This is a genomic window from Arthrobacter sp. 01N444 (assembly GCF_056399305.1).
The window spans coordinates 126,641-148,932 of sequence record NZ_JBFTRB010000008.1 but is presented as its reverse complement, the minus strand read 5'-3'; the positions used below and the strand labels follow the sequence as shown (position 1 = coordinate 148,932).

Annotated in this window: 10 protein-coding genes, 2 tRNA genes and 1 pseudogene; 9 read left to right on the top strand and 4 right to left on the bottom strand. The window is 68.6% G+C overall.

All coding sequences use genetic code 11. The features are described from left to right. The first annotated feature begins 25 nt into the window (after positions 1-25). Together AC1DKN_RS11810 and AC1DKN_RS11805 are read left to right on the top strand one after the other, a co-directional pair. On the top strand, positions 26-3,379 hold the full coding sequence (locus AC1DKN_RS11810; protein WP_476871356.1) for an ATP-dependent helicase: 3,354 nt from the start codon (positions 26-28) through the stop codon (positions 3,377-3,379). Continuing rightward, positions 3,376-6,981, top strand: a complete 3,606-nt coding sequence (locus AC1DKN_RS11805; RefSeq protein WP_476871342.1) for an ATP-dependent helicase — start codon at positions 3,376-3,378, stop codon at positions 6,979-6,981. The genes AC1DKN_RS11810 and AC1DKN_RS11805 overlap by 4 nt, the downstream gene beginning before the upstream one ends. 377 nt (positions 6,982-7,358) lie before the next feature. On the opposite strand, the pseudogene AC1DKN_RS11800 reads toward AC1DKN_RS11805, so the two are convergent. Then, positions 7,359-8,627: pseudogene (locus AC1DKN_RS11800) on the bottom strand (macrolide 2'-phosphotransferase); the annotation flags it as partial. Between the two features lie 187 nt (positions 8,628-8,814). Here AC1DKN_RS11800 and nudC point away from each other — a divergent pair. From nudC to AC1DKN_RS11785, 3 genes are all read left to right on the top strand, one after another. Beyond that, entirely contained in the window at positions 8,815-9,906 is a 1,092-nt protein-coding gene (nudC, locus tag AC1DKN_RS11795; protein ID WP_476871341.1) for an NAD(+) diphosphatase, read from the top strand. A 181-nt stretch (positions 9,907-10,087) separates the two neighbouring features. Next, positions 10,088-12,190 carry an ATP-dependent DNA helicase UvrD2 gene (locus AC1DKN_RS11790; RefSeq protein ID WP_476871355.1) on the top strand — a complete coding sequence of 701 codons (2,103 nt, stop codon included), beginning with the start codon at positions 10,088-10,090 and terminating at the stop codon, positions 12,188-12,190. Beyond that, on the top strand, positions 12,190-12,819 hold the full coding sequence (locus AC1DKN_RS11785) for a M48 metallopeptidase family protein (RefSeq protein ID WP_476871340.1): 630 nt from the start codon (positions 12,190-12,192) through the stop codon (positions 12,817-12,819). Before AC1DKN_RS11790 ends, AC1DKN_RS11785 begins: the two co-directional genes overlap by 1 nt. Positions 12,820-12,826: 7 nt before the next feature. On the opposite strand, the gene AC1DKN_RS11780 is transcribed toward AC1DKN_RS11785, so the two are convergent. Further along, positions 12,827-14,353: a zinc-dependent metalloprotease gene (locus tag AC1DKN_RS11780; RefSeq protein ID WP_476871339.1), complete on the bottom strand. Its 1,527-nt coding sequence runs from the start codon at positions 14,351-14,353 to the stop codon at positions 12,827-12,829. A 257-nt stretch (positions 14,354-14,610) separates the two neighbouring features. Here AC1DKN_RS11780 and AC1DKN_RS11775 point away from each other — a divergent pair, with 257 nt between their 5' ends. The 4 genes from AC1DKN_RS11775 (at position 14,611) to AC1DKN_RS11760 (ending at position 19,637) form a co-directional block, all read left to right on the top strand. Further along, positions 14,611-15,759 (top strand): YlbL family protein, encoded by a 1,149-nt coding sequence (locus tag AC1DKN_RS11775; protein ID WP_476871338.1) that lies wholly within the window; start codon positions 14,611-14,613, stop codon positions 15,757-15,759. A gap of 214 nt (positions 15,760-15,973) precedes the next feature. Further along, positions 15,974-18,970 carry a UPF0182 family membrane protein gene (locus AC1DKN_RS11770; RefSeq protein WP_476871337.1) on the top strand — a complete coding sequence of 999 codons (2,997 nt, stop codon included), beginning with the start codon at positions 15,974-15,976 and terminating at the stop codon, positions 18,968-18,970. 260 nt (positions 18,971-19,230) lie between these two features. Continuing rightward, positions 19,231-19,304: transfer RNA gene (locus AC1DKN_RS11765), tRNA-Met, on the top strand. A gap of 259 nt (positions 19,305-19,563) precedes the next feature. Further along, positions 19,564-19,637: transfer RNA gene (locus AC1DKN_RS11760), tRNA-Met, on the top strand. Positions 19,638-19,744: 107 nt separating this feature from the next. On the opposite strand, the gene AC1DKN_RS11755 is transcribed toward AC1DKN_RS11760, so the two are convergent. Both AC1DKN_RS11755 and AC1DKN_RS11750 read right to left on the bottom strand, forming a co-directional pair. After that, entirely contained in the window at positions 19,745-21,169 is a 1,425-nt protein-coding gene (locus AC1DKN_RS11755) for a cryptochrome/photolyase family protein (protein ID WP_476856667.1), read from the bottom strand. Between the two features lie 180 nt (positions 21,170-21,349). After that, a complete protein-coding gene (locus AC1DKN_RS11750) occupies positions 21,350-22,141 on the bottom strand; it encodes a PspA/IM30 family protein (protein ID WP_223913934.1) in 792 nt (263 codons plus the stop codon). Between the last annotated feature and the right edge of the window lie 151 nt (positions 22,142-22,292).

The following is a 22,292-nucleotide window of genomic DNA, read 5'->3' as shown; positions in this document are numbered from 1 at the left end:
TACCCCCAGCCACCTTGAACCAAGCCTGCAGCGGTCCGGGTCCCGTCCCCTTCCCGGGGCGGGGCGCGCAACGGGAGCGGGGCTGCGCCTGTTGCCGCCCCGGACCCAGCACAGCGCGGTGCCGGTGCTGTCACCGGACCAGCTTGCCGCCGTCGAGGTCCCGCCCGGCTCCGGCCCCGTCCTGGTGCCCGGCGCGCCCGGCACCGGCAAGTCGACGGTCCTTGTCGAGGCTGCCGTCCGCCGCACCCTGCGCGATGGTCTGGATCCGGAGCGGATGCTCATCCTGGCTCCCGGGCGGCTCGCCGCGGATACGCTCCGCGACCGGTTCACGGCCCGCCTGGACCGGAGCCTGAGCACGACGCCGGCACGGACCTGGGCGTCATATGCCTTCGATCTGATCCGCCGTGCCAAGGCCGAAGGCCTCCTGCCGCTTCCGCGCCAGCCGAAGCTGCTCTCCGGCCCGGAACAGGACCTGATCATCAAGGAACTGCTGGAGGGCCATGCGCTGCCCGGCCTCGAGCTGCCCTGGCCCGAAGACCTGGGCGCCGCCCTGCAGACCCGCGGTTTCCGGCAGGAAGTGCGCCAGCTCTTTGACCGGATCATCGAATCCGGGCGGACCGCCGAGGACCTTGTGGCCTTGGCCCGGCAGTGCAACCGGCCGGACTGGATTCCGGCGGCCGCCCTGTACTCCGAATACCGCGATGTCCTGGACCTGCGCATGCCCGAGGCCTTCGACCCCGCCGGCATCATCACTGCCGCGCGCCAGATCTTCCAGGACTCACCCGATTTCCTCGCCGCCGAACGCGACCGCCTGCAGCTGATTCTCGTGGATGACATCCAGGAGGCGAACCCGGCGGTCTTCGAATTGCTCGCCGACATCGCCGCCGGCAAGGATGCCATCATCACTGCCTCGCCCGACACCGTGGTTCAGGGCTTCCGCGGGGCACGCCCCGATCTCGTGGCGGAGCTTCCCGGCCTCCTGGCACCTGACGGGACGATCCTGGAACGACCCCTGTGGACGGCGCATCGGCAGGACCCGGCAGTGGCGGAGGCATGGCTGTCAGTGGCCGGGCGCATCTCCCGCAGGTCCGGCGGGCAGTCCGCCCGCCGGCTCGAACAGCCCGGACCGGTGCCGGCGCCGGACGGGCAACCAGTCCCGACACCGGACAGAGCCGCCGGCGCATGGGCGGGGACGGTCGAGGCCCACCTGCTGCCGTCCCCGGTCCACGAGCTGCGGTATGTGGCCCAGCGGATCCTCGAAGCCCAGCTGAACGACGCCCGGGAACTCGGGGACATCGCCGTGATCGTGCGCAACGGCGGCCAGCTCAGCCAGTTGCAGCGGTACCTGGCCGGCCAGGGGATTCCGGTCCGGATTCCCGTCGCCGAATCCGCCGTCCGGGACGAGGTCGCGGTCCGTCCGCTGCTCGATGCCTATGCGGTGGCCCTGGACCCTGCCGTGCTCACACCCGAGTCAGCGGTGTCCTTGCTGACGTCCCGGATAGGCGGCGCCACCGCGATTGAACTGCGGAGGCTGCGGCAGTCGCTGCGCCGGGAGGAACTCCTGGGCGGCGGCGGGCGCACCAGCGACGCGCTCCTGGTCGAAGCCCTGCTGGAGCCGGGAGCGCTCGCAACGCTGGGCATCGAGGGTCACTCGGCCCGCCGGATTGCCCGGATGATCGCAGCGGGCCGGGACGCCGCCGGTGCCCCCGGAGGCAACGCAGAGACGGTGCTCTGGGCGCTCTGGCATTCCACCGGCCTGGCCTCCCGCTGGACCGACGCCGCCCTCGCCGGAGGCTCAGCCGGTGCCCGGGCCGACCGTGACCTTGATGCCATGATGGCGCTGTTCCATACCGCGGAACGCTTTGTGGACCAGCTGCCGGGTTCCGGCCCGGAGCAGTTCCTTGAATACCTGCTCAGCCAGGAACTTCCCATGGATACCCTGGCCGCCCGGGCGCAGCTGGAAGACGCGGTGGAGCTCATGACCCCTGCCAGCGCGGCCGGCCGCGAATGGCCGGTGGTCATTGTGCCCGGACTTCAGGAAGGCGTGTGGCCCAACACCCGGTTGCGCGGCGAACTGCTGGGCAGCACGTTGTTCGCCGACGCCGTCGAGCACGGCGTGGAGTATGCCCTGCGACTGGATCCGCAGAGCCGGCTGCGCGAAATACGCTATGACGAGCTCCGGAGCTTTTCCACGGCAGTGTCCCGCGCCCGGGAGGTGCTGATCTGCACGGCGGTGTCCTCGGAGGATGAGCAGCCGTCCTCGTTCCTGGACTATGTGGCGCCGTTGCGGTCCGGGCAGGACCGCCGGGGCTTTACCCCGGTCGAGCGTCCGCTGACGCTCCGGGCGCTGGTAGCGGAGCTGCGGCAGTACGCCCAGCTCGACCCGAGGGCGGCCGAATCGGCGGAAGCCGCGGCCGTCCTGGGGGGCCTGGCCACGGCCCAGCCGCCGGTTCCGGGCGCGCACCCCGCGAGCTGGTGGGGGCTGGCGGAGTTGTCCTCGGAGGAGGCGGTGGTTCCGCCGGGCGGTACCGTGTTCGTGTCGCCCTCGAAGGTCGAAACCGTGCAGAAATCTCCGCTGGACTGGTTTGTCCAAGCCGCCGGCGGTGAAGCCGCCACCGATTTTGCCCGCAGCCTCGGAACGCTGGTCCACGCCATTGCGCAGGACCTCCCGGACGCCTCGGGAAGCGAGTATGTCGCCGAACTCGTCCGGCGCTGGCCCACGCTGGGGATGAAGGACAACTGGGAAGGCAAACTGGACTTCCAGCGAGCCGAGTCCATGGTCCGCAAGCTCGCCCAGTATGTCCTCGTGATGCGCAGCGAGGGCCGGAGCCTGATCGGCGTCGAACAGGACTTTGAGGTGAAGCTGCCGGACGTTCCGGCGGAGGCCGCTTCCACACAGGCCGGATCCGATCCGGGCGAGGGCGGAAGCGCCGGTCCGGCGCGGCCCGCCGTGCTCAGGGGCCAGGTCGACCGGCTGGAGATCGACGCCGAGGGCCGGCTGGTGATCATCGACCTCAAAACCGGCAAACGCCAGCCCGGCAAAGCGGATCTGGACCGGCACCCGCAGCTCGGTGCCTACCAGGCCGCCGTGCTGGCCGGCGGCTTCGCGGGTCCCGACGACGGTCCGCCGCCGCTGCCGGGCGGCGCCGTCCTGGCCCAGCTGGGCACCACCACCAAGAGCCCCGGCATCCAGGCCCAGGCACCGCTGGATCCGCAGGACAACTGGGCACTGGAGATGGTCGGCGACGCGGCCCGCGTGATGTCCGGCAGCGTTTTCCAGGCCCGCCACGATCCGTCCAAGGGAGGCCACGGCGGCCACGGCTGCCGGCTCCCTGAAGTGTGCCCGCTGTGCGTGCGGGGAAAGCAGGTTACTGAATGAGCCCCGAGGCGCCGGCAAGCGGCCCGACCGACCCGCATCCGGCACCGGCTCCCCTCCCCGAGCCCCTTCCTGAGCCGCGGTTCAGCCCGGAAGAGCTGTCGGCACTGCTGGGGGAGGGGAACAGCCCCACGGCCGAACAGTCCCTGATCATTTCCTCGCCCCTCACGCCGCGGCTCGTGATCGCCGGGGCGGGCTCGGGGAAGACCGCCACCATGGCGGACCGGGTCGTGTGGCTCGTCGCCAACGGCTGGGTCCGGCCGGAGGAAGTCCTCGGCGTCACCTTCACCCGCAAGGCCGCCGGTGAACTCGCCTCGCGGATCCGGGCCAAGCTGGCCGCGCTGGCGCGCATCGCGGCGGCCGACACCGGGAACACGCTCTTCCCTGCCGGGCTGCTGAGCGCGGATGCGCTCGAACCCAAGGTCTCCACCTACCACTCGTATGCGAGCGGCATTGTGTCCGACTACGGTCTCCGCCTCGGCGTCGAACGCGACGTCGTGCTGCTCGGCGGCGCCCAGTCGTTCCAGCTCGCCAGCGAGGTGGTGGAAGCCTTTGACGGGGACTACGAACACTTCCGGTCCGCCAAATCAACGCTCGTCAAGGCCGTGATCCAGCTGGCGGGAGAGTGCTCCGAGCATTTGCAGGACCCGGCCCAGGTCCGTGGCTGGCTCTTGGAGCGGGTCGCCGCGTTCGAGTCGCTCCCGTATGTCGCAGAAGCCAAGAGGAACCCCACCCAGGCTGCGGGCGAGCTCAGCGCGATGCTTCGCACGCGGGCCAGCGTCGCGGACATGGTGGGCCGCTATTCCGAGGCGAAGCGCGCCCGCGGCGCCCTGGACTTCGGTGACCTGGTGGCCCTGGCGGCGCGGGTGGCCAGTGAGATTCCGGTCGCCGCCCAAACAGAGCGCCAGCGTTACAAGGTGGTGCTTCTCGATGAGTTCCAGGACACCTCGCACGCCCAGTTGGTGCTGTTCTCCCGGCTCTTCGGCGACGGCCATGCGGTTACCGCGGTGGGGGACCCGAACCAGTCCATCTACGGATTCCGGGGAGCGTCCGCCGGGCAACTCTTCCATTTCGTCCGCGAATTCCCGATCCTCGTCAGCAGCGAAGGCACCGGCACCGCCCACGGCGGCGAGGGGGACCGGGGCAGCTCGCGGGACCGGGGCAGCGGGCAGGCCCGGCGCTTTGCCGTGGCGCCCACCTCCTACTTGACTACAGCGTGGCGCAACGGACGCAACATCCTGGCCACGGCCAACCTCATTTCGGCGCCGCTGAGCAAAGCGGCGGCGAACCTCGGGGCCGCCGGGGCCCGGGAAAGCGCCGACGCCGTCGAAGTCCCGCCACTGCAGCCCAGCCCGGCCGCGGTGGACGGCAGGGTGGTGATGGGACGGTTCGCCACGGACGAAGCCGAGGCCGCGGCGATCGCAGGCGACGTGCTGAAATTTCGCGTGACAGACTTCGACGCCGCGCACTCCGCCGACCCGGTTCCGCCGGCCATGGCTGTCCTGTGCCGGCGCCGGGCACAGATGGAATGCATTCGCCGCGAGTTCGAAGTCCGGGGTATTCCCTATGAAATCGTTGGGCTCGGCGGGCTGTTGGACACGCCGGAAATCATCGATCTTGTCGCTACGCTCCGGGTCCTGGCCGACCCGGGCCGCTCGGACTCCCTCATGCGCCTGCTGGCCGGCGCGCGGTGGCGGATCGGCCCGGCGGACCTGATGGCCCTGCGGGACTGGTCGAGTTTCCTGGCCCGCCGTCGGGGTCGCCCCGGCGGCCTGGAGGCCGGCGACGCCGGACAGGGTGCCGAGGATGACGGGCGTGCCGCCGAAGACGCGCTGGATGACGCTGTGATCGAAGGCGACATCACGGACGCCGCCAGCCTGGTCGAGGCCCTGGACTGGCTGCCCCGCGACGGCTGGACCTCGGCGCACGGACGCAGACTGAGCCCGGAGGCCCGGGACCGTCTGCAGCGGCTCTCGGACGAGCTCCGGCAGTTGCGCAGCTACATGGGGGACGACCTCACCACTTTGCTCGGGGAGGTCGAACGGGCGATGCTCCTGGACATCGAAGTTGCGGCCCGGCCCGGGATCAGCATCCATCAGGCCCGCCGCAACCTGGACGCCTTCCAGGACGCGGCGGCCGGGTTCCTGCACACCTCCCAGCGGGTAGATGTCCTGGCGTTCCTCGCATGGCTGGAAGCTGCGGCGGCCGAGGAAAACGGTCTGGATGCCGCAGCGCCGGAGGTGAACCACGAAGCCGTCCAGCTGCTGACCGTGCATGCCTCCAAGGGGCTGGAATGGGATGTCGTGTTCGTTCCCGGGCTCAATTCCGGGGCGTTCCCCAGCAGCCGCGACTCGCGGTGGAGCAGCGGCAGTGCGGCACTGCCGTGGCCGTTGCGCGGCGATCGCACCGATTTGCCCCAATGGGACCTGGACCAGCCGGACCAAAAAGGCTGGCTTGACGCCGAGAAGGAGTTCAAGTCTGCCGTCCAGGCGCACGGCGAGGCCGAGGAACGGCGCCTGGCCTACGTGGCGTACACCCGTGCCAAACACGTGCTCTGGCTATCGAGTGCGGCGTGGGTGGGGTCCCGGGCCGGTTTGGCGGAGATGTCTCCCTTCCTTGCCGGGCTCGAGGGCCTCACCGCCGACGGCGCGGCCGAAATCCATCCGCTGTCCGTCAGCGAGGACGCGCTGCCAGCCGAAAGCCCCCTGACCTCTGAACTCGAAGTCGCCGCCTGGCCCTATGATCCGCTGGAGGGCCCGCATGACCCCCGGACGGGAAAACGGCTGCGGCTTGTCCCGGGCCGGCGGGCGGCCATGGAATCCGCAGCGGCCCGCGTCCTGCAGGCAATGGACGCCGGCCCGGACGGACACGTGGACCCTGGCCCGGACGGACGACGTCCCGTCTTGCGCGGTCCTGCCGCCGGGTGGGCGCAGGAGGCGGCCACTTTGCTGGAACGCCGCTCCCGGCGTTCGGTGGTCCAGGATGTGCATCTGCCCGGGCACATCTCGGCGTCGACTCTCGTGGACCTGGAAGATGACCCAGGCTCCGTTGTGGCCCGCCTGCGCAGGCCGATCCCGCGCGAACCGGGGATGTCGGCGCGCAAGGGCACGGCCTTCCACGCCTGGGTGGAGGAATACTTCGGCGCCGCCGGGATGCTGGACCTGGGTGAGGCAGCCGGCGCTGACGACCACATCGACGAGGCCTACGGCCTGGATTCCATGGTGGAAACTTTCCGTCAGTCCGAGTGGGCCCACCGCGCCCCCGCCCACGTCGAGGTCCCGGTCGAGACACGGATCGGCGACGTCGTGGTCCGGGGCAGGATCGATGCCGTGTTCCGCGACGCCGACGGCCGCTGGGATCTTGTGGACTGGAAGACCGGCCGCCGCCCCTCGGCGGCCCAACTGAAGGTCAAGGCAGTCCAGCTCGCCGTCTACCGGCTGGCCTGGGCCCGGCTCAAGGGGGTCCCGTTGGAGGACGTCCGGGCCGCCTTCTACTACGTGGCCGACAACCAGGTGGTCCGCCCCCATGACCTCGGATCAGCGGAAAAGCTTGAGGAAATCGTGTCGGCGGCGCTAGGGAGGACAGCGACGCACAGCGGCGCCTAGCTGCTGTCAGCCGGCCGGAGAAAGCCCGCCGAACGATCCGGGCGGGGCAGTACACCTGAACCGGCCGGCAGCCGGCGCTAGCGGGACGCGGAGTCGACCACCGTGATCGCGGCGGTTGACGTGTTGTCACCGGACCCGGGCTGGACGACGGCGATCGATTGCGTCGATGTGTCGGTACCGGCTGGAACCGCGGCCCCGGCGTCGCTGTCACCGGCCTCACTGACCTTCCCGGAGTCCGGGTCGGGGGCCGCCGCCTGCGGGGCGGCGTCCAGCGCGGCATCAGCGCTGGAGGGCTCGGAGGACTTGGCGGCGCCGGGGATTGCGGTGATGTCGGCGGACGCACCTGCGGCCGTACCGGCGCCCGGCTCGGCGCTTGCCTGGTCGCCTGCTTCAGCGGCTGCGGCTGCGGCTGTGGTTGTGTCTGCGATGGGCTGGGGGACAGCCGCCGGTTCGTCAGCCCCCGTTTCGCGGGGGATAGGCGTGACGTGCACAGCGGGCCTGGCACTGATGCCGGCAGTGGCATCATCAGCCGGAGCGCTGCCCGTGACCGGCTCCATAGGCAGCAGCGTGACCTTGCTGACGGCGGGCGCCGTCCCGTTGGCCGCTGGGGCCGGCGCGGCCGGGACCGTCGGCGCATCGACATGAGCACCGGCGTCGGCAATGGCTTGTTCTGTGCCGGGTTCGGGTGCCGCGACCGGCTGCGGCAGCGGTTCCACGCTGATCGGCTGGCCGCCGTGTTCGGCCACGTCCTCGGCCAGTGTGGCGAGCATGGATTCCGCCTCGTCGATCATTTCCTGGTTGCCGGCGGCCATGCCCTTGACCAGATACTGCGCCAGGGCGAATTCGGCGGAGAGCGCGGCCCGCCGCAACAGGTGCGCATCGGGCGCGTCGCGCCGGCTGGAGGTGTAGTGATCCAGGACCGCATTCACAAAGTCCTGTTCGTTGGAGGCGACCAGCCAGGCCATGTCGTCCGCCGGGTCACCGATGCGCAGGTCGGTCCAGCCTGTCACTGCGGTCACACGCTCACCCTCGACCAGCAGGTTGTCCTCGTGGAGGTCGCCGTGAACGACGCAGGGATTGAAGCGCCAGAGCGAGACGTCTTCCATGGCGTGTTCCCAGCGCCGCAGCAGCAGCGGCGGGATTTTTCCGGTCGTGGCCGCCTGGTCCAGTTCATTGAGGCGCCGCTGGCGGAATTCGTTGGGCGTGTAGCTGGGCAGATCGGCGTTGCTCACGATTGACCGTGGGAGGTCATGGATCGCGGCCAGGGCCGCCCCGATTTCGCGGGCCAGCGCGGGAGAGCCGTTGCTGAGCTCGTCCAGGGAGCGGGTGGCGCCGGCCAGGTGCGAATAGACAAACGTGCTGAGCTGGCCTTGCCGGACCGTTCCCGCCACTGTGGGCATGAGGAACGGGAGCTCGGCCCGGATGCCGGGAGCGAACGCACGCAGCACCAGGAATTCGGTTTCCAGCCGGGCGCTCGCTTCGGCATGCCGGGGGGAGCGGACGCGCCAACGCTTGCCCTCAGAGTCCAGCAGGAGGGCCGCGTCGAAGTCCGCCGGATCGTCGGGCGCAGAGCTGACGGCGGTCGGGGTCAGGCCGGGTACCGCCGCCGTTGCTACAGCTGCCAGTTCGATTGGTTTCCTTCTCACCCTTCCACGGTAGATTGAGCGGCGCCCAAGTCGGCGATGCACTCCGGCGAGTCTTGAGATCGGGGACAAATCGGAGGGAAATAGGCGCTGAATCCGGGGCAGGCGGCTTGTCCCGCACATGCTGTGGAGCGCCCGGCGGCATGGTCGGCAAATGTCAATTGTCTGCCCGAGTCAGTACGGTGGGTGTATGAGTCTTGCGGAGTCAGCGGCATCTTCATCGGCATCACAGCAAACACCCTCCGAATCCCCGGCATCCGACGGTGCGGCGCCGCCGCCGCATCTCCTGCCGGCAAACCACCTCATGGAGACGGTCCTTCCCGTGCGCCCGGCCCTGATCGACCGCGGATCCGCCGCGCGGGTGAAACCCGGAATGCTCGCGGAGCTGGTCGGTTCAGGCGCGGCGCAGGCCGTGGTGCTCTCCGGCAGGCAGGCCCTCGTCAGCGGCAACAGCCTCGTGCTCCTCAACGCGGCCGAGCTCTCCGGGCACCTGGCCAACACCCCGTACGCTCCCGAACACGTGATTTACCTCGGTTCCGCCCTGGCCGGTTCGGACCTCGACGCCGGCACCGAGCTTGTCCTCTTTGTCCTCCCGCTTCAGTTCGAAGTCCAGGCCGAGGAATTCGAGGCTCACGTGGCCGGCGTTCCGAGCGATGCGCAGTGGGTGGGTTTCCGCGAAGTCGCGGCACGCCTGAACGCCACGGACACTGCGCTGTTCATCGAAGCCAGCGCCATCGCCAACTGGCATTCCACCCACACTCACTGCCCGCGCTGCGGCACTCCCACGCAGCCGGAAGCCGGTGGCTGGGTCCGGCGCTGCCCGGCCGATAACTCCGAGCACTTCCCCCGGACGGATCCGGCCATCATCGTCACCGTGGTGGGCCCCGACGGGAGACTGCTGTTGGGCGGAGGTGGCCCACTCGACGCCCGGAACTATTCGACCCTCGCCGGCTTCGTCGAACCGGGGGAGTCGCTCGAACAGGCCGTGCAGCGCGAAATCAGCGAGGAAGTCGGGGTCCGCGTCACCGCGTCCCAGTACCTTGGATCGCAGTCCTGGCCGTTTCCCGCCTCCCTGATGCTCGGCTTCACGGCCACCACGCCGGACACCGAAGCCCGGCCCGACGGCGTCGAGGTCACCAGGGCACGGTGGTTCAGCCGGAGCGAACTGCAGGACGCCGTCCTCAGCGGCGAGATCGTCATTTCCAGCAGGCTCTCCATCGCCCGGTCCCTTATTGAACACTGGTACGGCGGCATCATTCAGGACGCCGCGGACAGCGCCTGACACTGCCCCATACAGGCTGACACCGCCTGCCCCTATCCGCAGGACACCGACTACCGACTGAGCAGCAAAAGTGACCACAGAGAAATTGAACTTCAGCACCATCCCCGGCGGGGAACCGTCGGGCGGCACGACGTCGGGCGATGCCCCGCCTGCCGATGCCCCGGAACCTGACGGCCGTTCGCTGGAGGAACGGATCCTCGGCGGCCTCGACGCTGAGCAACGCGAGGTTGCCAGCACCCTCCAGGGGCCCATGTGTGTCCTGGCCGGTGCCGGGACCGGCAAGACCCGCGCCATCACGCACCGGATCGCCTACGGCGTGCACTCAGGGGTGTACAGCCCGCAACGGCTCCTCGCTGTCACCTTCACGGCCCGGGCTGCCGCCGAGATGCGCAGCCGGCTCCGTGACCTCGGCGTCGGCAACGTTCAGGCCCGTACCTTCCACGCCGCGGCGCTGCGCCAGTTGCAGTTCTTCTGGCCGCAGGCGGTCGGCGGCACCTTGCCCAACCTGCTGGACCACAAGGCACAGATGATTGCCGAGGCCGCGCGGCGGCTCCGGCTCAGCACGGACCGCGCCTCCATCCGGGACCTCGCCTCCGAAATCGAGTGGGCCAAGGTATCCATGCTGACCCCGGCGAACTATCTGGAGAACGCCCAGGGCCGGGGCAATCCGGGCGGCTTCGACCTGACGGCCGTGGCACGGGTCTTCCAGTCCTATGAGGACGTCAAGACCGACCGCAACGTCATCGACTTCGAGGACGTGCTGCTGATCACCGTGGGGATCCTGCAGGAGGACCCAAAGGTGGCAGCGACCGTCCGGGAACAGTACCGGCATTTCGTCGTCGACGAGTACCAGGACGTCTCGCCGCTGCAGCAGCGGCTCCTGGAGTTGTGGCTCGGCGGACGCGACGAGCTGTGCGTCGTGGGCGACGCCAGCCAGACCATCTACTCCTTCACCGGCGCCTCCCCGAAGCACCTGCTCGGGTTCAAAGCGATGTATCCCGAGGCCCACGTCGTTAAGCTGATCCGGGACTACCGGTCCACGCCCCAGGTCGTCAGGCTCGCCAACGACCTCCTCGCCGGCCGGCGCAGCGGCGGCCCGGTGGCGGACGCCGCCTGGGCAACGCCTTTGCAGCTGGTGGCGCAGCGGCCGGCGGGCCCGGTGCCGCGGTTCACCGAATGCTCGGATGACGAGGCGGAGGCCGCCACTGTCGCCGCGCGGATCCGCGAACTCCTCGACGCCGGAACACCGGCGAGCCAGGTCGCCGTGCTCTTCCGCACCAACGGGCAGTCCGAAGCCTACGAACAGGCGCTGGCCTCGGCGGGGATCGGCTACCAGCTGCGCGGCGGTGAGCGGTTCTTCGCGCGGAAGGAGGTCCGGGACGCCATCCTGCAGCTCCGGGCCGCGACCCGGGCGGTGGCTGAAACCGCCACGCACGAGCCGCTCGGGCAGCTGGTCCGGGACATCGTCGCCTCCCTGGGCTACACGGACGCGGCGCCGCACAGCGGCGGCGCTCTCCGGGAGCGCTGGGAATCGCTGGCCGCCCTCGTGGCGCTGGCCGACGAACTCGTGATCAGCAGGGGCCCGCAGTTCTCGCTCCCGGACTTTGTCAACGAGCTCCAGGAACGGTCCCTGGCCCAGCACGCGCCGACTGTGCAGGGCGTTACCCTGGCATCGCTGCACGCCGCCAAGGGCCTGGAATGGGACGCCGTGTTCCTGGTCGGGCTGAGTGAGGGCCTCGTGCCGATCTCGTTCGCGGACACTCCGGAAGCGGTGGACGAGGAACGCCGGCTCCTGTACGTCGGGATCACCCGCGCCCGCGAACACCTGTCCCTGTCCTGGTCCACTGCCCGGACACCCGGCGGACGCGCCAACCGCAAGCCCTCGCGCTTCCTGGACGGCCTTCGCCCCGACTCGGTGGCCAGCTCCCACCTGCGGGGCAAGGGCCCGGCGCCGCGCCGGAAGGCGGCCGTTCCGGCGTCGTGCCGGGTCTGCGGCAGCATGCTCTCCAGCGGCGCGGAGCGCAAGGTGGGCCGCTGCAACCAGTGCCCGCCCAGTTACGAGGAACAGACGTTCGACGCGCTCAGGCAGTGGCGGAAGGACGTGGCCCTTGAGGCGGACGTCCCGGCATTCGTGGTGTTCACCGATGCCACCCTGACCGCCATCGCCGAGGCGCGCCCCGAGTCGCTGGAGCAGTTGGCCAAACTCGCCGGCGTGGGTCCATCCAAACTGGAGAAGTACGGCGAGGCCGTTCTGACAGTCCTGGCCGAAAGCACGGTTCAGTGATGTCCGGTTCAGTTCCGGCGGCCACACCGCTGACCACCGCCGACGGCGCCCCGGTAGTGGTCCGCCGCTCTGCGCGCCGACGCCGCACGGTCGCCGCGTTCTGGGAGGACGGCACCGCCGTCGTCGCCATCCCCGCGTCCTTCAGCAGGGCGCAGGAACGGGAGTGGGTCCATCGCATGCTGGAGAAACTCCGGCGCCAGGGGGACCGGGCGGCGCGGGGTTCCGGCCGGCGCCGCCCCCGCAGCGATGCCGACCTTGCCGCCCACGCCGCGGATCTGTCGGCGAAGTACCTGGGCGGCAGAGCGGTGCCCTCCTCGGTCCGCTGGGTCACCAACCAGAATTCGCGCTGGGGTTCCGCGACGCCGTCCGAAGGGACCATCCGGCTCTCGGCGAAGCTGCAGCCCATGCCGCAGTGGGTGATCGACTACGTGCTGCTTCACGAACTGGCCCACCTCCTGGTGGCCGGCCACGATGCCGCCTTCTGGCGGTTGCTGACGGCGTACCCGGAGACTGAGCGTGCCAAGGCCTTCCTGGAAGGGGTCTCGTTTGCGACATCACGCGGCCTGGCACCCGACGGCGGATACGACGAAGCCCCGGACGGAACCGAAATCCCGGCCGGGGCCTACTAGCGTTCGGCTAGGCCTTGGGCGTGCCGCCGTCGTCCGGTCCGCCGTCCTGACGGTCGTCGTCCTTGGCCGCCGGTTCGTCCGTGCCCTCTGAATCCGCCGTGCCTTCTGAATCCGCGGTGCCTTCTGAATCCGCGGTGCCCTCTGAATCCGCCGTGCCCTCGGTGTCCGTGGCGTCGGCGCCGGCCTGCTCGTCGAACCCTCCGCTAAGCAGTTTCTGCAGGGCGTCATCCACTTCGCTGTCGCTGGCTTCGGCGAGTTTGCGGCGTTCGCTGAAGCCTTGCGGATCTTCCAGGTCCTCTGCCGTGGGAAGCAGGTCGGGATGCTGCCAAACGGCGTCGCGGCCGTCGACCCCACGCTCTTCCTTGAGCAAGGCCCACAGCGTGGCGGCCTCGCGGAGCCGGCGCGGCCGCAGTTCGAGTCCCACGAGGGAGGAGAACGCGTGTTCCGCGGGGCCCCCGGTGGCCCGGCGCCGCCGGACGGTTTCGCGCAACGCGGCCGCGGACGGCAACATCTTCTCGGTTGCACCCCAGGTGAGTTCGTCCACCCAGCCTTCCACCAGGGCAAGCGCGGTCTCCAACTTTTCGAGGGCCTGCTCCTGGGCGGGAGTGCGCTGCGGCATGAAGACTCCCTGCGAGAGCGCCTCCTGGATGCCCTCGGGGTTGCTGGGATCGATCTCGCGTGCCAGTTCTTCGATCTTGGACGTGTCGATGTGGATGCCGCGGGCGTAGGCCTCGATCGCGCCGAGCAGGTGCCCGCGCAGCCAGGGTACCTGGACGAAGAGACGGGCGTGTGCAGCCTCTCGCACGGCCAGGAACAGGCGGATGTCGTTCTCCGGCAGGCTGAGGCCCTCACCGAATTTCGCCACGTTGGCCGGCAGGAGCGCCATTTCAAGGTCTGCGAGGGGCACGCCAATGTCCGTCGAGCTGACCACTTCGGCCGAGAGCGCGCCGATCGCCTGGCCGAGCTGCATGCCGAAGATCGCCCCGCCCATGTTCTGGATCATCGAGGAGGCGCCGCCCATCATGGACTTCATTTCCTCGGGCATCTGCTCGGTCATGGCGGCCGAGAGTGCATTGGCAATGCTGTTGGCCACGGGCTCGGTCAGCCGCTTCCACGTCCCAAGGGTTTCCTCGACCCATTCGGCGCGGGACCACGCCCGGCCGATCAGTCCCGTGGCCGGAAGCCCGGTGACCTGGTCGAGCCACAGTTCGGCCAGCCGAAGGGCCTCATCGACCTCCCGCGACTGATGCGCCGTGACCGAGGGGTCGGTTCCGCTGGCGGCGACGCGCCGGGCGTTGTCATGTGCCAGCTGCCAATTGACGGGCCCCTCCGAGGGGGCACTCATCATCGCCTGCACCTGGGAAAACATCTGGGCCAGGAGGTTTGGATCGTCCGGGAGGCCTGCTGCCTTGGCGAGCTCGGCGGGGTCGATATTGCCCATGCCCTGCCCGCCCATCAGGTTTTTGAGCATTTCGGCCAAGGGATCCTTGGGTTCCTCGTCGCCATTGGACGGATTGAGTGGGTTGGAGGTCATGATCCCGCCGATCGTCGGTGTGGCTGCTTCTCAACTTCACGGTACCCCTGTGCAAGAGTGGCTGTCTGCCGAAACCGCGCCACGTTCGCTGTAGGCAAAGAGCGGTCCGGGGTCCCAAGCGCGTAGGCTTGGAAGTTGGAATATTTGCACGCGGCAGCCTCGGGTTAGGCTGCGGCCCTGGTGCGTGGTCGCGGTGTCCTCTCGGGCTTGTCCTGGCAGGGCCGCAGCAGCTCGTGCCGGCACGGAGAGGTCGTTCAATGACAATCACCCACGGTGAGCAGCCCGCCAGCGACCCAGCGGCCGGCCCTGCCCGGGGCAGGTGGGCGCGACTGGCTGGCGCCGGCATGCGGCGCCCGCGCAACAACCGGTCTTCGGCCATGCTTGTCTCGGGGCTGCTTGCCGCCGCACTGGGCATCACCGCGGTGAGCCTGCCCGTGCCCTACGTGATCGAGTCTCCCGGCCCCACCTTCAACACCATCGGCCAGGACAACGGCAAACCGGTGATCAGCGTCAGCGGCCATGAGTCGTTTCCTGCCAAGGGCAGCCTGGACCTGACCACTGTCTATGTCGACGGCGGTCCCAACGGTCCGGTCAGCGTCTTCGAGGCGTTCTCGGCATGGCTGAACGGGACCAAGGCCGTCTACCCCCAGGAACTGCTCTTCCCCACCGGCGTCACCAAGGAACAGTCCCAGCAGGAGAGCGCCACCGCGATGACCACCTCCCAGGAGAACGCCATCGCCTCGGCACTGAAGGAACTGAAGATTCCGTTCGGGCAGAAAATGCAGGTGGCCGGGCTCCCGGACGACTCCGCCTCGAAGGGACTGCTGCAGGCAGGGGACGAACTTGTCTCCATCAATGACAAGCCCATCACTGCGCTCGGCGTGGTCCAGGCGGAACTGGCCGCCGGCAACGGCAAGCCCGCCAAGGTTATCGTCGAACGCGCCGGCAACCGGGTGCCAGTCACCATTACGCCGGCCAAGAACAGTGCGGGCCGCTACATCCTGGGCGTCTTGCTGCAGTACAAGTTCACCTTCCCGTTTGATGTCACCATCTCGCTCGACAAGGTCGGTGGCCCCAGTGCGGGCATGATGTTCGCGCTTGGCATCATTGACACCGTCACTCCCGGGGACCTGACCGGCGGCAAGCACATCGCCGGAACCGGAACCATCACCCCGGACGGTGCCGTAGGACCCATCGGCGGGATCGCCCAGAAGATGCAGGGGGCGCGGTCCGGCGGGGCCACACTGTTCCTGGCCCCGGCGGCCAACTGCGAAGACGTGCTGGGCCACATCCCCGACGGCCTGCAGGTGGTCCGGGTCGAGAACCTCACCGAGGCCCGCAAGGCAGTTGAACTGGCCGCGTCAGGCGGCGACACATCGGGCCTGCCTGTCTGCACCAACAACTAGACTGGCCGCGGAACTAAGCGCCGTCCCCACTCGTGGCACTAATTGACGGCCGCGCCGTCCCGCCGGGACCCTGCTGCAGGGCCCTGACGGAACGGCGGTGACGGCCGTTAGAATGCATCAACCTGCAACACCGGCACTTGGTCGCCAGACTGAGCCACAGCAGCGACTGATAACTAAAAACCAGCAGTAGACGACCAGCTATGAGGTACCGAGTTTGTCCCGTCCCGCCAGCACTGTCCCGCCCGGAAGACCCCAGACACGACGCGGCGCCCTGACGCCGACGCTGATCATCGTGGCCCTGATCGTGGTCGGATTCATCTTCTTCGCCAATGTCTGGACGGATGTCCTCTGGTACCAGCAGCTCGGCTACTTCGAAGTGTTCCTGACCGAGAACCTGGCCAGGATCGTGATCTTCCTGACAGGTTTCGCTGTCATGTTCCTGGCCGTCTTCTTCGCCATCAGGATTGCCTACCATGCGCGGCCGGTGTACGCCCCCGATTCGGAAATCCGGGACAACCTCAACCGCTACCAGGCGCAGCTTGAACCGATCCGCCGCGTCGTGATGGTGGGGCTTCCCATCCTCTTTGGCCTGTTCGCCGGCAGCGCCGCGGCCAGCCAGTGGCAGAAAGTCCTCCTGTTCCTGAACCAGGAGGCATTCGGCCAGAACGATCCGCAGTTCGGGCTCGACATCAGCTTCTACCTCATGACTCTTCCCTTCCTCGGCTTCGTCACCGGGTTCCTCATCAGCGTCACGGTGATCGCTGGCCTTGCCGGCATCCTCACCCACTACCTCTACGGCAGCATCCGGATCATGGAACGCGGGATCTTCACCAGCCGCGCCGCGCAGATCCACCTGGCTGTCACGGGCGCCGCCTTCCTGGTGCTGATGGGCCTCAACTTCTGGCTGGACCGCTACTCCACGGTGCAGAATAACGGCGGGCGCTGGGCCGGTGCGCTGTACACGGACGTGAACGCCGTCATTCCGACCAAGGCCATCCTGGCCGTGGCCGCGGCCATCGTCGCCGTGCTGTTCATCGTCGCCGCGGTCATCGGCAAGTGGCGGCTGCCGGTGATCGGCACCGCCATGCTCATCATCACGGCCATCCTGGCCGGCGGCGTCTACCCGTGGGTCATCCAGCAGTTCCAGGTCCGGCCCTCGGAGCAGACGCTGGAGAACGAATACATCAAGCGGAACATCGCGATGACCCGTGCCGCCTACGGCCTGGATAAGGTCCAGGAAAAGCGGTACAACGCCACCACCAACGCCACCACCGGAGCGCTGGCCCCCGATGCGCAGACCACCGCCAACATCCGGCTGCTGGATCCGAACCTGATCTCGGATGCGTTCTCGCAGCTCGAACAGTACCGGCCCTACTACCAGTTCCCCAGCGCCCTGAACGTGGACCGCTACGAGATCGACGGCAAGATCCAGGACACGGTCATCGCCGTCCGCGAACTCAACCCGGACGGGCTCGCCACGAACCAGCAGTCCTGGCTGAACCGGCACGTTGTCTACACCCACGGCTACGGCGTCGTCGCCGCCAAGGGCAACAAGTTCACCGTGGACGGCAAGCCGGACTTCCTGCAGGCGGGCATCCCGTCCACCGGCGCGCTCGGCAACGATTCGACCTACCAGCCCCGCGTTTACTTCGGCCAGGACTCGCCCGACTATTCGATCGTGGGCGCCCCGGACGGTGCACCGCACCGTGAGCAGGACCGGCCCGCGGCCAAGGAAGGCGACGGCGAGACGCAGTACACCTTCACGGGCAACGGCGGCCCGAACGTGGGCAGCTTCTTCAACAAGATCCTTTACGCGATCAAGTTCCAGTCCTCGGACCTGCTGCTTTCGGACGGCGTGAACGCCGAGTCCCAGATCCTCTACGACCGCAACCCGCGGGACCGCGTCGAAAAGGTGGCGCCCTACCTGACTGTTGACGGCAATCCGTACCCCGCCGTCGTCGACGGCAGGGTGAAATGGATCGTGGACGGGTACACCACCAGCCCGTACTTCCCGTACTCCCAGCAGGAGCAGCTCTCTGCCGCCACGGCCGACTCACAGACCGCCGCGAACCGGACAGTAGCCCTGCCAAACAGCTCGGTGAACTACATCCGCAACTCGGTCAAGGCCACCGTGGACGCCTATGACGGCTCCGTGACGCTGTACGCCTGGGACGACCAGGATCCGGTCCTGAAAGCCTGGCAGAAGATCTTCCCGACGTCGGTGAAGCCGTATTCGGAGATGTCCGGTGCCCTCATGAGCCACGTGCGCTACCCGGAGGACCTGTTCAAGGTCCAGCGCGAGCTTCTGGGCCGCTACCACGTGACCAACCCGGACAGCTTCTACACCAACATTGACGCCTGGTCCGTTCCCAACGACCCCACCGTCAAGGACGAAGTCAAACAGCCGCCGTACTACATGTCGCTGAAGATGCCCGACCAGGACAAGCCGGCGTTCCAGCTGACCTCGTCGTTCATCCCGCAGGTGGTCAACGGCAACGCCCGCAACGTGCTCTACGGCTTCCTGGCCGCGGACTCCGACGCCGGCAACCAGAAGGGCGTCAAAGCGGACAGCTACGGCCAGCTGAGGCTCTTGCAGATCCCGCCGGAGACCCAGGTCCCCGGACCGGGCCAGGCGCAGAACAAGTTCAACTCCGACCCCACCGTTTCGCAGGCCCTTAACCTGTTGCGCCAGGGTGCGTCGGCGGTGCTCAACGGCAACCTCCTGACCCTGCCGGTTGGTGGCGGCATGGCGTACGTCCAGCCGGTCTATCTGCGCTCCACGGGGGAGACCTCCTACCCGACGCTGCAGCGGGTCCTGGTGGCGTTCGGCGACAAGATCGGGTTCGCGCCCACACTGGACGAGGCCCTGAACCAGCTCTTCGGCGGAAATTCGGGTGCCGCAGCAGGTGACTCGGCCAACAAGGGACAAACACCGGCCACGCCCACCACGCCAGGTGGGGCAACTCCGCCGCCCGGCACTACCGACGCGAAGGCAGACCTGAAGGCCGCGCTGGACGAGGCCAATGCGGCGATCAAGGCCGGCCAGGACGCCCTCGCGAAGGGCGACTTCGCGACCTACGGTGAGCAGCAAAAGAAGCTGAACGCTGCCTTGCAAAAGGCACTCGAGGCCGAAGCAAAGCTGGAAACCCCGGCCGCGCCGGCGGGCGCCGCCACACCGTCGCCCACACCGTCGGCGACGGCGGGCGGTTAACGCTGCGCAGCTGACCCTGGCAGGTCCTTGCGCGCTGCGCGAGGGCCAGGCGCAGGCTGTGAACGGTGCGACAGGCCGGGTTTGCCCCTACGGAGGGGCAATCCCGGCCTGTGGCGTAGACGGACCGGATTCGATCCCTGTGCGGCCCTGGCCGGACGGGCCCGGGAGACCGGGGCGGACGCTCCCGCGGGCGGCGAGATGCACATCACGTCGCTTCGATTTGGCCTCAAGTTCACCGGCAGGTAGAGTTGATCTTGCGACGCGGGGTGGAGCAGTTCGGTAGCTCGCTGGGCTCATAACCCAGAGGTCACAGGTTCAAATCCTGTCCCCGCAACTTGAGAAAAGGTCCGGAATACTGGAAACAGTGTTCCGGACCTTTTGCTTTAAGCCGCTGGGGGGCGGTCCGGAAGCCGGGAACCGGGAAACCGGTCATAGGACAAAGGGGCGACCGCTCGAGCGGCTCGCCCCGCAGACCATCGCCTCGCCCCGCAGACCATCGCCTCGCAGTCCATCGATCTGGATGTGCCGGACTGGACGGCGGCCGGGCACGTGGTCAAGGCGGTCCGGAAACTAGGGTAGAGTTGATCAAGCGACGCGGGGTGGAGCAGTTCGGTAGCTCGCTGGGCTCATAACCCAGAGGTCACAGGTTCAAATCCTGTCCCCGCAACTGGAGAAAAGGTCCGGAACACTGGAAACAGTGTTCCGGACCTTTCGTTTTAAGTCCGCGGCGGCGGCCTGCGCTGCGTCTGCCCTGAGCCGCCCCCGTGCCGGCTCTCAGCCGTCCTTGAGCCGCTGATAGGTTGCCAGCGCCCGCGCCCGGGACTCGGCAAGGTCCACGATCGGTGCGGGGTAGCCGGGGGCGGCGCTGTCGGCCTTCCAGGGCTCGTGGACGGTTTTGTCATCCAGCGCGGCGAGCTCGGGAATGTACCCGCGCAGGTAACGACCGGCGGCGTCGAACTTCTTGCTCTGCGTGACCGGGTTGAAGATCCGGAAGTACGGCGACGCGTCGGCACCCGAGCCCGCCACCCACTGCCAGTTGGCCGGATTGCTCGCGGCATCGGCGTCCACCAGCGTGTCCCAGAACCAGGCCTCGCCCAGCCGCCAGTCGGCCAGCAGGTTCTTCACCAGGAAGGACGCGGCCGCCATCCGCACGCGGTTGTGCATCCAGCCCGTCTGCCAGAGCTGGCGCATGCCCGCGTCCACCATCGGGTAGCCCGTACGGCCCTGCTGCCAGGCCTGGAGCTCGTCGCCCGACGCCGGCTGCCATTGAAAGCGGTCGAACTCCGGCCGGTAGTTCTGTGTCGCCAGATCCGGATTCTCGTACAGCAGCTGCCAGCAGAATTCCCGCCAGCCAAGTTCGGAACGGAAGATCCCGACGTCGGCCGGCGCCCCCGCCGCAAAGCTGTGGCGCAGCGTGTGCCAGATCCGGAAGGGGCTGATTTCGCCAAAGCGCAGATGCGGGGAGAGCCGGCTGGTGCCCTCGACGCCCGGGACGTCGCGGCCGGTGCCGTACTCTGCGGCCGGGCCATCCACGAAGTCCTCGAGGCGGCTGAGGGCGCCGGCTTCTCCCGGCGTCCAGGTGTCGGCCAGCCCCAGGCTCCAGTCCGGGCTCCGGGGGAGCAGGCCCCAGCTTTCGAGCGGTTCGCTCGCCGGCAGGCCGCCGCTCTGGGTGCGTGCAGGGCCCGGCAGCTGGTCCGGAGCCGCCAGCGGCTGCCGGGGCTCGGCACCGGCCAGGCAGGCCTTCCAGAACGGCGTGAAGACCTTGTAGGGGCCCCCGCCGCCGGTGCGCACGGTCCACGGCTCGAACATGAGGTTCGCTTGGAAGCTCGTGGCGTTGAGGCCCTCCCCGCCGGCCCAGCTCTTCAGGCCGGCGTCGACGGCGCGTTCAGGGCCGCCGTAGCGGCGGTTCCACAGCAGGGCGTCTGCCGACGTTTCCACCGCGAGGTCCTGGATGACCCGGGCGGCGGGGCCGCGGCGGAGCACCAGCCGCGAGCCAGTGGCCTCCAGCGCGGCGGCCAGGCCGGCCAGGGAATGGTGGAGCCACCACTTCACCGCGCCGCCCAGCGGCCGGATGCCGGGTGACTCCTCATCCAGGACATAGACGACGGTCAGGGGTTGGTGCAGGGCAGCGGCCTCCGCCAGAGCCGGATTGTCATCCAGCCGGAGGTCATCACGGAGCCACACAAGGGTCGCAGACATGGATCCACGGTACACGCGCGCCCGCCGCCGCGGGCGCCTGTGCGGTGAGACATGGGGCCATGCAGGGCACAACGAGGGCCGGGCCCCGGCGGGCGATCCTGAGGTGTCAGGTTCGTCCGCCGGAGCCCGGCCCCGGGCCCGAAGCGTGCAGCAGTCCTGCGGAAGCGCCGGACCGGCGGGTCAGAGCTTGTCGAAGTCGGCCTCCTCGACCGTGGAACCGGACTCGGCGCTCTTTTCGCCGGTGCCGATGGCAGCGGGGGCGCCGCCGGACTTCAGCGCTGCCAGCCGGGCTTCGATCTCGGTCTGCTCGCCAAGATCTTCCAGCGAATTGAACTGGGCGTCCAGGCTCGACTCGGCGAGCTCCTGCTGGCCGCGGACCTTGGCTTCCTCGCGGCGGATCTTCTGTTCGAAGCGGCCCACCTCGGAGGTGGGGTCCATGATGTTGATGCTCTTGAGGGCATCGTGGACCTGGCTCTGGGCCTGCACGGTCTTGGACCGGGCCACCAGCTCATTGCGCTTGCTGGTCAGTTCGTTGAGCTTGCCCTTCATCTGGTCGAGGCCGTGCTTGAGCTTGTCCACCACCTCGGTCTGGGACGCGATGCTCGGCTCGGCGGCCTTGGCCTCGTTCTCGGAACCCATCTGGCGCTGCAGGGCCACCTTGGCCAGGTTGTCGAACTTCTCGGCATCGCCGACGTCGCCCTTCGCCCGGTATTCGTCGGCCTTGCGCGAGGCTGCGAGGGCCTTTCTGCCCCAGTCCTGGGCGTTGCGGACGTCCTCGTTGTAGTCGTCCTGGAGCATGCGCAGGTTGCCGATGGTCTGGGCCACGGCGGACTCCGCCTCCGCGATGTTGTTCGTGTAGTCACGGACCATCTGGTCCAGCATTTTCTGCGGATCTTCGGCCTGGTCCAGCAGCGAATTGATGTTTGCCTTCGCCAGCTGCGCCATGCGGCCGAAAATGGACTGCTTAACCATGGTGTTACCTTTCGTCCTGCTCCGTTGTCTCACTGATTCCAGTGATCGATGATGTATCGCATCTATCCGCTGTCCGGGCCCTTGCGGCCGGCGCGTGGTCTGTCGAGTTTCCTGCTACTGCTTTCCCACTGTGTCCCCTGCGGGGTGGCGA